Source organism: Xenorhabdus taiwanensis (assembly GCF_036512875.1).
Classification (GTDB): domain Bacteria; phylum Pseudomonadota; class Gammaproteobacteria; order Enterobacterales; family Enterobacteriaceae; genus Xenorhabdus; species Xenorhabdus taiwanensis.
Genome location: NZ_AP028978.1, coordinates 222,163 through 237,098 on the forward strand (window position 1 = coordinate 222,163; position 14,936 = coordinate 237,098).

Below are 14,936 nucleotides of genomic sequence, written 5' to 3' on the forward strand. Positions count from 1 at the left end.
CATGCCAGGAAAAAATCGGGTGATTTGGCACGAAGGATTATTCATCAAACCACAACATTTTCAGCAACAACAAAAACATATTGATTATCTGGCACATAGCCTTGTTTCAGTATTAACACCTTATGCTTACGGTTTCAGCTCCCTGAGCATCAATGATGATTTGCTCAAACTGGGACGTATCGGAATTACCGAAACCAGTGGCATTATGCCGGATGGCACTGTTTTTTCTGCCCCTAGCCAAGATTTACTGCCAAAACCGTTGGATATCGAAAATGTCAATGAACTGAAAAGCAAAGATATTTATCTGGCGTTGCCAATGTCCAGCGATACCATTCGGGAAATTGCTGATCAGGGGGCAGAAACGCAAAGTGCAGTGCGTTATCGGGAACTTCCCACGGATGTCCGTGATCTTCACACTAAAGGCGGTGATTCCTTTGCTCTTAACCTTGCCCAACTGACACCAGTTCTGATGCAAGGTTCTGAGGATATGAGTGCTTACACTGCTATTCCACTGTGCCGCATCAAAGAAAAGCAAAAAGATGGCAACATTATTCTGGATAACGAATTTATCCCGACCTGTTTGTCGATTTTCGTGGCCGACAAGCTCAAGCGTTTCATGGTGGAAATTGATGGCCTGCTGACCGAGCGCTCAAGAACACTGGCTAAACGCATTGGTTCGCCGGGTCAGCAAGGGGTGGCAGATGTTGCAGAATTTATGATGCTGCAATTGCTCAACCGTGTTCAGCCGTTGTTCAGCCATTATGCCAAACAAACCGTTTTGCACCCACTGCATTTATATACCGAGTTACTCCAGACTTGTGGCGAGTTGAGGACGTTCACTGATGCCAGCCGCCTGCCAGGGAATATATTGGCGTATGACCACAATAACCTGACCGATATCTTTCAGTCGGTGATGATCGCGATCCGTGATGCGTTGAATGTGGTTCTGACGCCACGTGCAACTTCGATTGCGCTGAAACAGAACGAAGGTGGTATTCGTGTGGCAACACTCCATGACAACGATCTGTTGCGCAAGTCCGAATTCGTACTGGCAATCAGCGCCAGCACACCGCAGGAGCAGTTGCGTCGCCAGTTCGTCCAGCAAACCAAAGTCACATCAATGGAAAAGATCCGCGATCTGGTCAGCGTCCAGTTGCCGGGTGTGCCATTGGTTGCCCTGTCCGCTGCGCCTCGCCAGTTGCCGTATCACTCTGGATATACCTACTTCCGTTTGGATCAGAAGAGTCCGGCGTGGAAAGAGATTCAGCAAGGAAATTCCATCGCGTTCCACGTATCAGGGGATTTCCCTGACTTAGATATGCAGCTTTGGGCTATCAGGGGCGGTAAGGAATAATCATGAGTGATATCAATGTTGACAGTCCGTCACTGGAAAAGTCTGAAACGCTGAAAACGTTTCAGCGCCAGTACCAGCTACCGTTGCGTGGTGAAAGCCTCAACCCAATGATCGATGCCGCCACCCCCTTGTTGGGGATGGTCTTGCGTTTGCAGGATATGACTGATCAGGCACTGCCAGACAAGCTTTACCAACAGGTTGTTACTGACATTCGCGCCATTGAGCAGTATCTGCAAACCAAGGGTTATGAACCTGGTGCGATTGTTTCATTCCGTTACGTACTGTGCACCTTCATTGATGAAACTGCGTTGGGGCACGGCTGGAACAGCCAGAATGGCTGGTTGAAGCAATCACTGTTGGTGCACTTCCACAATGAAACTTGGGGAGGGGAGAAGGTTTTCGTATTGCTTGAACGTTTGATGGGAGAGGCACAACGCTACCAGCATCTGTTGGAGTTCATTTACCTCTGCCTCTGTCTGGGGTATCGCGGGCGCTACAAAGTCAGCACCCAGAAAAGCGATGACTTTGAGCGCTTGTTCCGTCGGTTACAGCACCAACTGCACTCACTGCGCGGCGATACTCCGCCGACCACGCTGTATGTCAACGTCAATGAGAGTAATGCGCGTTATCGCTTGAGCAGACGATGGACGATCAAGCACCTGTTTGTGATTAGCGTAGGCTTGCTGGTGGCTGTTTACAGCTTTTATGCCATTCGCCTCGGTGATCAGACCCAAGACATATTAAAGCAGCTAAGTAACTTATTGAGATAGGAAGTCGCCATGATCCAGATTGATCTGCCTACCCTTGTAAATCGTTTAAATCCGATGACCCGCCATGCACTGGAAGCGGCGGCGGCATCCTGCGTCAGCCAGCAACAACCTGAAATCACGGTTGCGCAGCTGTTGCTCCAAATGATCGATACGCCACTCAGTGATATGCGACTCATCCTCAGTAAAGCAGACATCGATAAAGATCTGCTGAAAGAACAGCTCGATCAGGTAATGACGCACCATCAATCGCTTGTGCAGACCTACCCGAATTTTTCTCCAATGCTGGTGGAGTGGTTACAGGATAGCTGGCTGTTGGCTTCCACAGAGATGCAGCACGCCGAACTGCGCAGTGGCGTTATGCTGATTGCGTTGCTATTCAGCCCATTACGTTATCTGGCACCACAAACTGCGCGTTTACTGGCAGGTATCAACCGCGAATTATTGCGCCAAAACTTTGCAGAATGGACGAATGGGTCGGCTGAGCAGCCTTTTGCGGACAACAGTAATAAAGATGGGCAGGGCGTACATCCGGCAAACAGTGACAGTTTGCTGGCACGCTTTACCCAGAACATGACCGAACAGGCACGTCAGGGTAAGCTTGATCCGGTTTTATGCCGCGATAATGAGATTGATCTGATGATCGACATCCTTTGTCGTCGCCGCAAAAACAACCCCATCGTCGTAGGTGAAGCGGGAGTCGGTAAAAGTGCCCTGATTGAAGGTTTGGCATTGCGCATTATTAACGATCGCGTACCGGAAAAATTGCGCAACAGTGAACTGATGACTCTGGATCTGGGAGCATTGCAGGCAGGGGCAGCGGTTAAGGGTGAATTTGAAAAACGCTTCAAAGGCATCATGGCTGAAATTAGCCAATCGGCAAAGCCCATCATCCTGTTTATTGATGAAGCCCATACCCTGATCGGTGCTGGCAACCAGGCGGGAGGATTGGATATCTCTAACCTGCTGAAACCTGCTTTGGCGCGTGGTGAGCTGAAAACTATCGCAGCCACCACATGGAGCGAATACAAGAAATATTTTGAAAAAGATGCAGCATTGTCCCGTCGTTTCCAACTGGTGAAAGTCTCTGAGCCGACAGCGGATGAAGCAACCGTCATCATGCGTGGCTTACGTGCCATTTACGAGCAGGCGCACGGCGTGCTGATTGATGATGAAGCCCTGAAAGCTTCTGCGGTATTGAGTGACCGTTACCTCTCCGGTCGCCAACTGCCGGACAAAGCCATTGATGTACTGGATACTGCCTGTGCCCGTGTTGCTATAAATCTGACTTCACCACCGCGCCAGATCTCCTCGTTAACTACCGACCTGCACCAGATGCAAATGGAAATTGACGTGCTGGAGAGGGAGCAACGCATGGGGCTAAACACCCATGCCGAGCGATTGGCGGAGTTACAAAACCAGCAAAAAGATGTTCAACAACAACTTACTGAGCTGGAAAATCGCTGGCAACAGCAGCAAGAATTGGTGAAACAAATTATCGAACTGCGCAGCCAATTATTGGCTGACGAGATTGTCGAAAATGCGGACAAACATGAAGCGACCGGACAAACCGGACAAAATGAAACCGCAGAAGAAGCAGAGATAATAGAAGAAGTCGCCGACGAACCATCCTTGATCGAAAAACTGGCAACGCTCAATGCTCAGTTGGCAGAACTACAACAGCAGCAAACGCTGGTTTCCCCACATGTGGATAAAACCCAGATTGCGGCGGTGATTGCCGAGTGGACAGGCGTACCATTGAACCGCTTATCACAAAGCGAACTTTCCATTGTCACTGAATTGCCTGTTCACTTAGGGCAAAGCATCAAGGGGCAGGAAATTGCGATCCAGTGCTTGCACAAACACTTACTGACCGCTCGTGCGGATTTGCGTCGTCCGGGGCGTCCTCTTGGGGCATTCCTGTTGGTAGGGCCAAGCGGTGTCGGTAAGACAGAAACCGTCCTGCAAATTGCGGAATTGATGTTTGGTGGCCGTCAATATCTCACCACCATCAACATGTCCGAGTTTCAGGAGAAACACACGGTTTCCCGTCTGATCGGTTCACCTCCGGGTTACGTAGGATATGGTGAAGGTGGTGTACTGACCGAGGCCATTCGTCAGAAACCGTATTCAGTTGTCTTGTTGGATGAAGTGGAAAAAGCTCACCCTGACGTACTGAACCTGTTCTATCAGGCTTTCGACAAAGGGGAACTGGCGGATGGAGAAGGACGCATTATCGACTGTAAAAACGTCGTGTTCTTCCTGACGTCAAACCTGGGCTATCAAACCATTGTAGACAATGCCGAACAGCCAGCACAGATCAACGACCTGCTTTACCCTGAATTAGCGGCATTCTTCAAACCAGCACTGTTGGCGCGTATGGAAGTGATCCCGTACCTGCCGTTGGGTCATGAAACGCTGAAAACCATTATTCAGGGCAAACTGGCTCGACTGGATACCTTGCTGACTCAGCGTTTCAACGCCGAAGTTACCATCAGCGATGAGGTGTCCGAAGAGATTCTGCAACGTGCTACCCGCGCGGAAAATGGTGCCCGTATGCTGGAGTCCATCATTGATGGTGCACTGCTACCGCCAGTTTCATTACTGCTGTTGCAGAAAATGGCTGCGGGTACACCAATCAAGGCTATTCGTTTAACCGTGGTTGAACACGAATTCCATGCAGAGGTTGAGGAGGCGGAATAATGAAACAGCGGCTGAAAAGCGCGTTAGCGTTATTGGAAAATGACACTGTAGAACAATTGGTTGACCATTTTTTGCAGATCAGCCATAGCTCGCGTTTTGATGCCCTGTTGGTTTTCCTGCTGAACATCAACGAAAACAGGTTGGAATGCTATAACTTGCCGGAGACTCAGCAAACCAGTTCGCGCCGATTGCAAGTGGACATTGATGATGTCAATAACCCGTTGATACAGGTATTACGCAAGGGAACCCCAACTGTTTGGGATTCCCTTAATCATGGGGCACGCATTGACGAGCCATATTTCCGCACGTTTATTGCAGAACTACCGCATAACTGTGGGTTGTACGGCATTCCTCTGTTTGACTGCAATGGGCAGGCTTGTGGTGTGATCGCTATCTTTGCCGAAAATGTCCGCCATTTCACCAACAATGAAAACATGTTCGGTATCTATTGCCATGTCATGCAGCATCGCCTGAAAAAATTGCAGGAACTCGAACAATTGCGCGGACAGTTACGCCAAATCCGTCAGGTATTTCAGGTTCAACGCCAAAAAGAAAAACAATTGGATGAATTGCTTGCTTCCCTGAGTGAATCGAAAAACCCAGCGGCGGTCAGCAGTATCTCCGTGGATTACAGTCATATCGATAATCTGCCAAAGGCCATAGAAGAATTTGAAAGTGCCGTGTTGATTCAACGTCAGCGTCAGTTTGGCAATGACACCAGATTGATCGCACAAAGTCTGGGTCTTGCCCAGCGGACGTTGGTTTACAAACTGGCTAAGTACGGGTGTAGATTATGAATATTGTTTTAATTATCAGTTCATTGCTCGCTTCATTGACAGGGAACCCTAAGCTTGCAGAGGTGGCAGAACCAAAGGAAGTGGTTGCGGTAAAGGAAGAGCAAAATTTAGATGAGTTGCATAAATGCCGCTTTGAGCCGTCTCCTCTTATTCGGCTGGCATGTTATGACAGAGCGTTGAATAACCTCAAGTTCAAAACGGTGCAAATTCCTATCGAAAATATGGGGCCTCTATGGCGGCAAGCGATGGAACAGGAGATGAAACGTACCGATTACTCTACCAGCTTCATTATGACGCAGGGAGAGAATGGTGCGGCACCGATTATCCTGACCACGCCCGCGATTGGGGTACCGCCTCCACGTCCCGTATTAATGCTGAGTTGCATTGACAGTATCACCCGCTTGCAGGTAGCACTGCCCAAGCCGGTAGAGTCAGGGGTTGTTACTGTGGCAACCGACAAAACTGAATACCGTACAGAATGGTTCGTGCGGGAACAGGGTTACTTATGGGAATCCAGCCGTGGTTTACCGGGCATTGAAGAAATCAAGCGCCTGATGAACAGCGACCGGATGAGTATTACAGGCAGTAATGGTAGCCAGATAACCTTTAACATTTCTCAGTTGGAGCAGGCAGCGAAGCCATTACGTGCTGCTTGCCGTTGGTAATCGACATGGACATCAGAACACAATTCGATTGGTTTGGCTCCCTGCTGGCCCCCTTGTCTGACGAACAGATTGGCAAGGCACTGGGAGACAACGAACCTGCATGGGAATACATTGACGGCGAAATGATCAAATTTGGTTCGCTGTCACATGGAGCGCTGGATATTGAAGAGATCCAACGTCAGGCACTGCAATTATTGAGTGAAGACAGCAAAGACTTCCGGCTGGTGGTTCATCTGTTGCGTACCCTGCAACATGCTGGCAACGCGGCTGAACTGATCCTCGCAATGGAGCTGCTGACCGAGTATGTCAAAAACTACTGGGAAAAAGCCTGGCCGAGCAAGCTACAGTTAAAACGTCGGCTGGCACAGCAAGTACTCAAGCGTTTCGACTCCGCCCAGAGTAGTTTTATTGAACAGGCAAGCAAAAGTGAACGGGATGATGCGCAAGGGGCGTTAGCACATCTCGCCCAATGCTGGCATGCCAATGAATCGGAGCTTGCTAAAGAAGTTGATCAACTGCGCATTCGTTATAACCGTCAGCCAGAAGCTGTATCTGTGGAGACAAAGCCTGTCTCTGTTGTGGTGCCAGCATCATCCTCAGCCGAACCTATGGCGCAAACGCCACAGGGTTTTCAAGCTGCACCGATGCCAGAGGTTGACGTCAACAGTTCGAGCGAAAAAGCGTGGAAGCAGACTTTGATGACCGTCGCAGATCTGCTGTGTGAACGGTATCCCGAATTGCCTGTTGGTTATTCCCTGCGCCGTCACGCGGTATGGTACACCATCACCACGGCACCGATGGCGAATGCAACAGGCAAAACTCCATTGGCACCGACTTCCGCCGATCGTACTGCCGACTATTTGGCGAGATTGCCGCTGGCGGACAACAAATTGCTCCAGCAAATCGAGCAAAGCCTGACGCTTGCTCCTTACTGGCTGGATGGTCATGCCATTGCTGCACAAGCCGCATTGCAATTGGGGTACGGGGACGTCGCTCAGGCTATTCGTGATGAGCTGAATGCTTTTCTGGAACGGTTGCCCGTGCTGAAAAACTTAAGTTTTTCTGACATGAGTTCGTTTATTTCCCCTGAAACCCTGGACTGGCTCACACCTGAACCTGTGGCAACGGGCAAGGGTTCCGTTTCTGCTGATCAGGAAGTTATCTGGCAATGTTTCCAGCAACAGGGATTGGAAGCAGCCCTGAAAATGCTGGAGGAACATCAGCAACAGTTAACGGAGCCACGGGATCAATTCTATGGCCAATGGCTCAATGCCCAATTGCTTGAAGAAGCCGGCATGACAGCGCTGGCCCAACAGCATTACCGGAATTTGTTACACACGGGACAACACATGCAACTTATTCAATGGGAACCCAGCCTACTGGCTTTATTGGCTGAAAAACTCCCTTCTCCTCTCAAGGATACGGCTTCAAACAGGAGTGTTAACCCATGAAATGGCCCTCTTTGTCATCTTTGGCTCCATTGAAATCAGCCTTGCCGACACTGGCAAAGTTTAAATCTTTGCCACGCTTCAAGGCATTGATAGCACTGGTTCTGGCGCTTATCCCCTGTTTGCTGTTAATTGCGGTCTGGTGGTGGGGACCGGAATGGAAACTGCGCAATGATTATCCACTGGAAAGCCTCGCGGCGCGCTGGCTGGCAACAATTATCATTGTCATGATGGTCGTATTCTGGGTTGGCATGAAAGCATGGCGTCGCTTGCGGACACTAGAAAAACTGAACCTTGACGTTGAACTGAAAGTGGTTGATCCGGTACGGGTGGATATTGAACATCAGGATCGCTATCTCGATCACTGGAAATCTCAGTTGCAACGCCATCTGGACTCGTATAATTACCTGTATGAGCGTCCGTGGTACATCATCATCGGGAGCCAGAAAAGCGGTAAATCCTCACTGATCAAGGAAGGTTATAAGCTATCTGAAATCGCAGCACCGGAATATTTGCGTCAGGATGAAGATGTGCCCCTGATGCTGCGTTGCTGGTTAGGGGAAAAAGCGGTCATCATCGATCCGAAAGGTCAGTTAATTGACCAGCCAGTCCCGCTTAACAGCGACAAACCGCAAATCAATAGCCGTCTGTGGGAAGCCTTGCTGAACTGGTTGGCTGAAAACCGTCAGCGCCAGCCACTCAACGGCATTATTCTGACCGTGGATACCCTGCGTCTGATGGCTGATAGCCGTGAACAGCGTGAGCGCTATGTGAGGGAGATCCACCAGCGCCTGCAAGACATTCGCCTGACCTTCCACAGCCAGTTGCCGCTCTATTTGGTGATGACCAAAATTGACTTATTGCACGGCTTTGAGGCGATGTACCAGTCACTGGATCGCAAACTGCGCGACCAGATTTTGGGCGTGACATTCAGCCTTAACAACCGCGATGAAAAAGCGTGGCGCAGTGAACTGGAAGCGTTTTGGAAGCAGTGGATGAACAACCTGAATTCGGCGATGCCGGACATGATGCTGAACAATGTGGACGCCAACCAGCGCAGCGCCCTGTTCAGTTTTACGCGTCAGGTTCAGGGACTGTACAGCTATATCACCCAGATGTTGGAAGATATTCTGTATAACGATGAACACCACCGCCCCACTTTGCGTGGTGTCTATTTGACGTCGGCCCACCAACAGGGACAGATGGATGATCTGTTCACCCAGTCCGCTTCGGCCCAGTATCATCTGGGATCGCAGGCGTACCCGACCTGGCCGGTGGGCGATACCCTACCGTATTTCACCCATTCGTTGTTCGAAAATGTCTTGCTGGCCGAGCCGAATCTGGCGGCGGAAAACCGGATCTGGTTGAGCCGTAATCGTCGCCAGTTGTATACCTTCTCCGTGGTCAGTGCATCGGTCATTCTGGCGATGTGGGGGGGCTGGCATTACTTCTACCAGAAAAACTACCGCGCCGGTGAAGAAGTGCTGGCGCAGGCGAAAAACTTCCTGTCTGTCCCGCCACCGAAAGGGGATGATCGCTACGGTAACCTCCAGTTGCCGCTGCTCAATCCCATCAGGGATGCAACCTTGGCTTACGGTAACTATCACGACAACAAATCCTTCCTGACTGACATGGCATTATATCAGGGAGGCGGGGTCGGGCCGTATGTAGAAGGTACTTACCTGAAACTGCTGGAGCAGCGTTTCCTGCCGGCATTGATGCTGGGGTTACTGGATGACTTAAACCAGGCACCGGCCGGCAGTGAAGAAAAACTCGAGATCTTGCGTGTGATGCGCATGATGGAAGATGCCAGCAAACGTAACAGTGGCCTGGTCGCCCATTATATGCGTGAGCGCTGGAGCAAGGCGTTCCATGGTCAGCGTGATGTGCAGGAGGCGTTGCTAACCCATCTGAACTACGCGCTGGAGCGTACTGACTGGAAGGACAAACGGGATAAAGGTGAACAGGATGCGATAGATCGCTTCACCCCCTTTGTCAAACCGATTCGGCAGGCGCAGCAGGAGTTGAAAGCGCTTTCCGTCAACCAGCGGGTGTACCAGAACCTGCGTATCAAGGCTCAGGATGCGCTGCCCGCGCCGATCAACTTGCGTGACCAGATTGGTCCGAGCTTTGACAGTGTGTTTGTAGCCAGCAACGAAAAACGGCTGGTAGTGCCACAATTCCTGACTCGCCACGGTTTGATGGACTATTTCGTTCAGCAGGGCAATGAACTGGTGGAGCTGACGGCGATGGATAGCTGGGTGCTGAACATCAAAAATAACAATCCGGAGAAATACGCTGAACAGGCGGCGTCACCGGTGAACGATAAGTACAGTGACACCGATCAGTCGCGGATCCAGCGCGAAATCACCGAACTGTACGTGGCGGAGTACACCGCGACCTGGCGGGCAGCGATGAATAACCTTGAAGTGCGTGATTTTGATGATTTGCCACAAGCCATCAGTGCCATCGAACAGGTGATCAGTGGTGAACAGCCCCTCAAGCGGGCGCTGCAAATCCTGAGCGATAACACCAATCCACCGCTGATAAGCAACTCGTTGAGTGACAAGGAGAAACAGGCACTGACGTTGAAAGAAGACTACCGCCTGTTAAACCGCATTAGCCGTGACTTTGCTCCGGAGACGGGGGTACTGGTTGAGCATGGTGATAAGGGCAGCACGTTGCAAAGCGTCTACCAAAAATTGATGGCACTGCACCGTTACCTGCTGGCGATCCAGAACTCACCAGTTCCGGGTAAGGCTGCCTTGCAGGCCGTCCAGATGCGTCTGGACAAGAACAACAGTGACGCCATTTTTGAAGTGCAGCAGATGGCGAAAAACCTGCCTGAGCCGCTGAACCGCTGGATTGGTGAGCTGGCTGAGCAGGCGTGGCGCGTGGTGATGATGGAAGCGGTCCGCTCGTTGGAAGTGGAGTGGAACGACACGGTGGTCAGGCAGTATAAAACTTATCTGGCAGGGCGCTATCCGTTCAATCCGAACGCTCGTGAAGAAGTGCCGTTGAGCGAGTTTGACCGCTTCTTCCGGCCGGGCGGGACGCTGGACGCCTTCTATCAGCAGAGCCTGAAACCGTTTGTGGAAAACAACCTGACCACGGGCACCGACGGCAAGATGCTGATCCGTCCCGACGTTATGAAACAACTGACCGTAGCGAACCGGATTCGTACCACGTTCTTTACTCCTCAAAATGGCCTTGGCACCCAGTTTGCCGTAGAACCGGTGAGCCTGACCGGCAACAAACGCCGAGCCCTGCTGAATCTTGACGGCCAATTGGTGGATTATTCCCACGGGCGTAGCAATGTGGCACGTCTGGTCTGGCCAAACTCGATGCGAGCCGGCACGGAAAGTCAGTTGACCCTGATGCCAGCGAAAAGCAATCAGGCGCCGCGCTCTGTCAGCTTTAGCGGTCCGTGGGCTCAGTTGCGGCTGATTAACAGCGGTAAGCTGACTAACGTCCAGCCGGGCTTCTTTGATGTGCGCTTTAGCGTCGATAATGGCGAGATGACCTACCGCATCTATGTGGATGAATCGGATAACCCGTTTGCAGGCGGGCTATTCAGCCAGTTCAAACTGCCGGATACCCTTTATTAAGGGGGAAGGCAGCACATCAGTTTTGAGAGCAAACCCGCCCCCTGCCTTCGGGCAGGGGGTTTTTTTAAGGAGAAAAGCGAGAATATGAGCGAACATCCTGAAAACCTCATCATCCGAGCCGGCGGCAGTCCGCTGAATTTACCGGAATTTGCCGTTATCCGCGATGAAATCAACAAAACCAGCCATCCGGCGCAGCCAGAAGTGAACTGGCCATTGGTGGAATCCCTGTCTTTGACGCTATTCAAAACCAATGGGGTCGATTTACAGACCGCGATTTACTACACTCTGGCGCGGATGCAACTCAATGGGCTGTCGGGATTCACCGAGGGCTGTGAACTGCTGGCGGGGGTTATCGTCAGTGAATGGGATACCTTGTGGCCGCCCCAGCCGCAGGTGCGCACCGACCTGCTGGAGTGGTTTCATGCCCGTACCAGCAGTGTGCTGCGCCAACTGGATTTTGCCGCCAGCGATCTGCGGATGATTTACCGCGCTGAACGGGCTCTTCAGCTCATTATCGACCGATTACAGCAATCCGACCTGAAACGCTTGCCGCGGGTGGAAAACCTGTTGTGGTTCTTCCAGAACGTAGCGAAAAAACTGGAAAAACCTCGTCAGGCGGCGAAACCGGTGTCACAACCGGTGCAGATGCCGCCGCTGGTCTATCTGTCCCAGCCGGAAGCCGAGCCGGAAACGCCCCCGTCCCCGCCGCCCTTGCGCCATGATCCTCAGCCTGCTCCCGATAATCAACCACGGGTGCGGGTCCAGTTTCCCGAACAGCCGCCGCAGGGACTCAATGCGTGGCAGGGCTTTGGTTTGGGTGCCCTGTTGGGCTTGTTGGTGTTGATGGGCTGCTGGCTGTTGTTCTACAAACCCCTGCAACAACAACTCCATGCTATCACCGCTCAGCCCGCGGGTGCCCGGCTGGCGTGGCTGTACCAGCCTGAACTGTCAGGTTATGCCCGCCAGCTTGAACGGCTGGCGGAAACCTCACCACGAGTGACATGGGAGGCTGCCCGTACCCTGACTGCGACTGCGGAACAACGGTGGCCACAGTCTCCGGCTCAGCAGCAGGTGACCCGCCAATGGCAGCAGCAGGTTGCCGCCCGTATTGACAGTGTGCCGCTGACAGGGAGCTGGAATACCACCCGTGACCAGCTCCAGCAACTGGCGGATAAAATCCTGTTGCAGGAGCGCACCCGGGGCAGCTTCACCTTGTCCTACCTGAAAACCGCTATCTATGACATCCAGCGCAGCCACGGCAGTGAAATTCCGCTGGAAGAACAGTTGCGCCAGTTAGGTGCCTATGCGGTCAAAGGGGAGATACCCCCACCGGTATTGCTGAAAGGGATTGATGACCGCTTTAACGCCCTGCTCGGTCGTTATGATCGGCTGCGTCAGGCGACCGAACAATCGGCAAGCCGGCATGGTAATGCGAGCGGAACCGAACGCCAGTCCAATAACCAGCCACACGCCGTCACACCGGACGGTGAGCATTAACCAGGGAGACACAGTATGTCATTGAAAAAGAGTATGGCGAAACTTCAAAAAGGGCAGTCGTTTGTCCGACAGGGGCAGCAGGCCTCGCCGGCGGCTGATATCTTGGGGAACAGGGGGATCATTTCCAGTGGCGCAGGGCAAACCGCGCCCAGCGGTCAGGGACTGGTCGAACGAGCTGCCCGCGGTCAGCATGCCGCCACTAAGGTGCTGCAAAAAACCCGCTCGCTGCTGGGAGGCGGGGGGAACAGCACCCCAAGCGGCCTGCAATTTACCCTGACGGCGGGCGGATTGCCGCCGCAAACCTTTGTCGTCACCGATTTTACCCTGAATGAACACTTTTCCCAGCCGTTCACGCTGGAGGTGGGGCTGGCGAGTGCCGACCCAGCCATCGATTTTCCGGCGGTACTCGATCGCACCGCTACCCTGACGATCACTCAGGATGGGGTAGAAAGCCGCAGTATCACCGGTATGGTCGCCAGTTTTGAACAGGGTAATACCGGTTTGCACCAGACCACCTACCAGATGAGTATTCGCCCTGACCTGTGGCGCACTACCCTGCGGCAAAACTCGCGCATCTTCCAGCAACTGAACATTACGACCATTATCACTACGATTTTGAAAGAGCATGGTATCCGTGACGTCGTCTTCAGCCTGCGCCATGCCCATCCAGAGCGGGAATTCTGTGTGCAATATCAGGAAAGTGACTTCGCTTTCCTGCAACGGCTGACGGCGGAAGAGGGGATTTTTTACTTCTTTGAATGTGGTAATGGGCGTAACACGCTGGTATTTGCCGATGATGCCGGCTCTGTTCCGCCGGGCATTGTCCTGCCCTACCAACCGGGTGACACCAGTACGCTGGGAGAACCCGCCGTAAGCAACCTGACACATCGGGCACAGGTTCGCCCGGCACAGGTACAACTCAAAGACTACACCTTCAAAAATCCCGCGTGGCCGGCCGAATTCAGCCAGCAGATGAAGGAAGACACCCTGCAACAGATGTATTACGAGCACTACGACTATCCGGGCCGTTTTAAGGATGAGGCACACGGTAAAGATTTCACCCGTTACCGGCTGGAAGCGCTGCGTAACAATGCCGTGACCGGGCAAGGCAGCGGCAATGCCATTGCCATCCAGCCGGGTAAATTATTCACCCTGAGCAACCACCCGCGCGCTGAGCTGAACCAACCGTGGCAGGTGGTGAGCGCCAGTCATGCCGGTAGCCAGCCGCAGGCGCTGGAAACCGCCAACAGCGGCACGGGCACTACCCTGCACAGCCAGTTTCATTTTATCCGCCATAACCAGCACTGGCGTCCTGCGCCACTGCCAAAACCCGTGATTGACGGCCCGCAGATCGCCAAAGTGGTGGGTCCGGCCGGCGAAGAGATTTTCTGTGACCAATACGGGCGTATTCGCCTCCAGTTCCCGTGGGATCGCTACGGCAAGAGCGATGACCAGAGTTCCTGCTGGATACGTGTCACCCAGCCGTGGGCGGGGCAAGGCTGGGGCATGCTGGCGATCCCGCGTATCGGGCAGGAAGTCGTTGTCGATTTTCTGCACGGCGATCCAGATCAGCCGATTGTCACCGGTCGAACCTACCACGCCAGCAATATCCCGCCGGGTGGGCTGCCGGGCAGTAAAACCCAGATGGCTTTCCGCTCCAAGACCCACAAGGGCGAAGGGTATAACGAGTTGCTGTTTGAGGATGCGAAAGGCAGTGAGCGGCTGGCATTGCATGCGCAGCGGGATATGCACACCACGGTGAAAAATGCCCAGAGCCTGGTGGTGGAGGCAGGCGACCGGACTTTGACAATCCAGACGGGAGATGAATTCAAAACCGTGCAGCAAGGCAACCTGACAGAAAACATCTGCCGGACACGCAGTACGGAAGCCAATGTGGTACAGGTGAAAGCCTCGGCAGGTAAAGCCGGCGCGGGGACACAATTATATGAAGCGGAAGATGATATCACGCTGAAAGTGGGCAGCGGTACCATCCAGATGACGAAGACAAATATCAAAATCTCATTTGGCAGTTCCAGTATTGAGCTGAATGACAGCGGTATTACTTTGCTGGGCGGCAATATTAATTTGAATAAATAA

General features: G+C 52.5%; 9 protein-coding genes. All 9 read left to right on the top strand.

Features of this window, described 5'->3' with window-relative positions; genetic code table 11:
• The first annotated feature begins 1 nt into the window (after position 1).
• The 9 genes from tssK to ACE1SE_RS00975 all read left to right on the top strand — a co-directional run bounded on the left by tssK (position 2) and on the right by ACE1SE_RS00975 (position 14,936).
• Positions 2–1,354: a type VI secretion system baseplate subunit TssK gene (gene tssK, locus ACE1SE_RS00935; RefSeq protein WP_374052274.1), complete on the top strand. Its 1,353-nt coding sequence runs from the start codon at positions 2–4 to the stop codon at positions 1,352–1,354.
• 2 nt (positions 1,355–1,356) lie between these two features.
• Entirely contained in the window at positions 1,357–2,124 is a 768-nt protein-coding gene (gene icmH / locus ACE1SE_RS00940) for a type IVB secretion system protein IcmH/DotU (protein ID WP_374052275.1), read from the top strand.
• Positions 2,125–2,133: 9 nt separating this feature from the next.
• Complete coding sequence (gene tssH / locus ACE1SE_RS00945; RefSeq protein ID WP_508171976.1) at positions 2,134–4,824, top strand: type VI secretion system ATPase TssH; 2,691 nt, start codon at positions 2,134–2,136, stop codon at positions 4,822–4,824.
• Positions 4,824–5,621 (top strand): Fis family transcriptional regulator, encoded by a 798-nt coding sequence (locus ACE1SE_RS00950; RefSeq protein ID WP_374052276.1) that lies wholly within the window; start codon positions 4,824–4,826, stop codon positions 5,619–5,621. The genes tssH and ACE1SE_RS00950 overlap by 1 nt, the downstream gene beginning before the upstream one ends.
• Complete coding sequence (gene vasI / locus ACE1SE_RS00955; protein WP_374052277.1) at positions 5,618–6,286, top strand: type VI secretion system-associated protein VasI; 669 nt, start codon at positions 5,618–5,620, stop codon at positions 6,284–6,286. Before ACE1SE_RS00950 ends, vasI begins: the two co-directional genes overlap by 4 nt.
• Before the next feature lie 5 nt (positions 6,287–6,291).
• Complete coding sequence (tssA, locus tag ACE1SE_RS00960; RefSeq protein ID WP_374052278.1) at positions 6,292–7,737, top strand: type VI secretion system protein TssA; 1,446 nt, start codon at positions 6,292–6,294, stop codon at positions 7,735–7,737.
• Positions 7,734–11,342, top strand: a complete 3,609-nt coding sequence (gene tssM, locus ACE1SE_RS00965) for a type VI secretion system membrane subunit TssM (protein ID WP_374052279.1) — start codon at positions 7,734–7,736, stop codon at positions 11,340–11,342. Before tssA ends, tssM begins: the two co-directional genes overlap by 4 nt.
• Positions 11,343–11,426: 84 nt before the next feature.
• The gene (locus tag ACE1SE_RS00970) at positions 11,427–12,839 is read left to right on the top strand and encodes a VasL domain-containing protein (protein ID WP_374052280.1); all 1,413 of its coding nucleotides are present in this window, start codon (positions 11,427–11,429) and stop codon (positions 12,837–12,839) included.
• Positions 12,840–12,854: 15 nt separating this feature from the next.
• The gene (locus ACE1SE_RS00975) at positions 12,855–14,936 is read left to right on the top strand and encodes a type VI secretion system Vgr family protein (protein WP_374052281.1); all 2,082 of its coding nucleotides are present in this window, start codon (positions 12,855–12,857) and stop codon (positions 14,934–14,936) included.

What these genes read in the sequence shown, in the direction of transcription:
- ACE1SE_RS00975 (WP_374052281.1), top strand. Translation starts at nt 12,855, where the DNA reads ATGTCATTGAAAAAGAGTATGGCGAAACTTCAAAAAGGGCAGTCGTTT.
- vasI (WP_374052277.1), top strand. Translation starts at nt 5,618, where the DNA reads ATGAATATTGTTTTAATTATCAGTTCATTGCTCGCTTCATTGACAGGG.
- tssH (WP_508171976.1), top strand. Translation starts at nt 2,134, where the DNA reads ATGATCCAGATTGATCTGCCTACCCTTGTAAATCGTTTAAATCCGATG.
- tssK (WP_374052274.1), top strand. Translation starts at nt 2, where the DNA reads ATGCCAGGAAAAAATCGGGTGATTTGGCACGAAGGATTATTCATCAAA.
- tssA (WP_374052278.1), top strand. Translation starts at nt 6,292, where the DNA reads ATGGACATCAGAACACAATTCGATTGGTTTGGCTCCCTGCTGGCCCCC.
- tssM (WP_374052279.1), top strand. Translation starts at nt 7,734, where the DNA reads ATGAAATGGCCCTCTTTGTCATCTTTGGCTCCATTGAAATCAGCCTTG.
- ACE1SE_RS00970 (WP_374052280.1), top strand. Translation starts at nt 11,427, where the DNA reads ATGAGCGAACATCCTGAAAACCTCATCATCCGAGCCGGCGGCAGTCCG.
- ACE1SE_RS00950 (WP_374052276.1), top strand. Translation starts at nt 4,824, where the DNA reads ATGAAACAGCGGCTGAAAAGCGCGTTAGCGTTATTGGAAAATGACACT.
- icmH (WP_374052275.1), top strand. Translation starts at nt 1,357, where the DNA reads ATGAGTGATATCAATGTTGACAGTCCGTCACTGGAAAAGTCTGAAACG.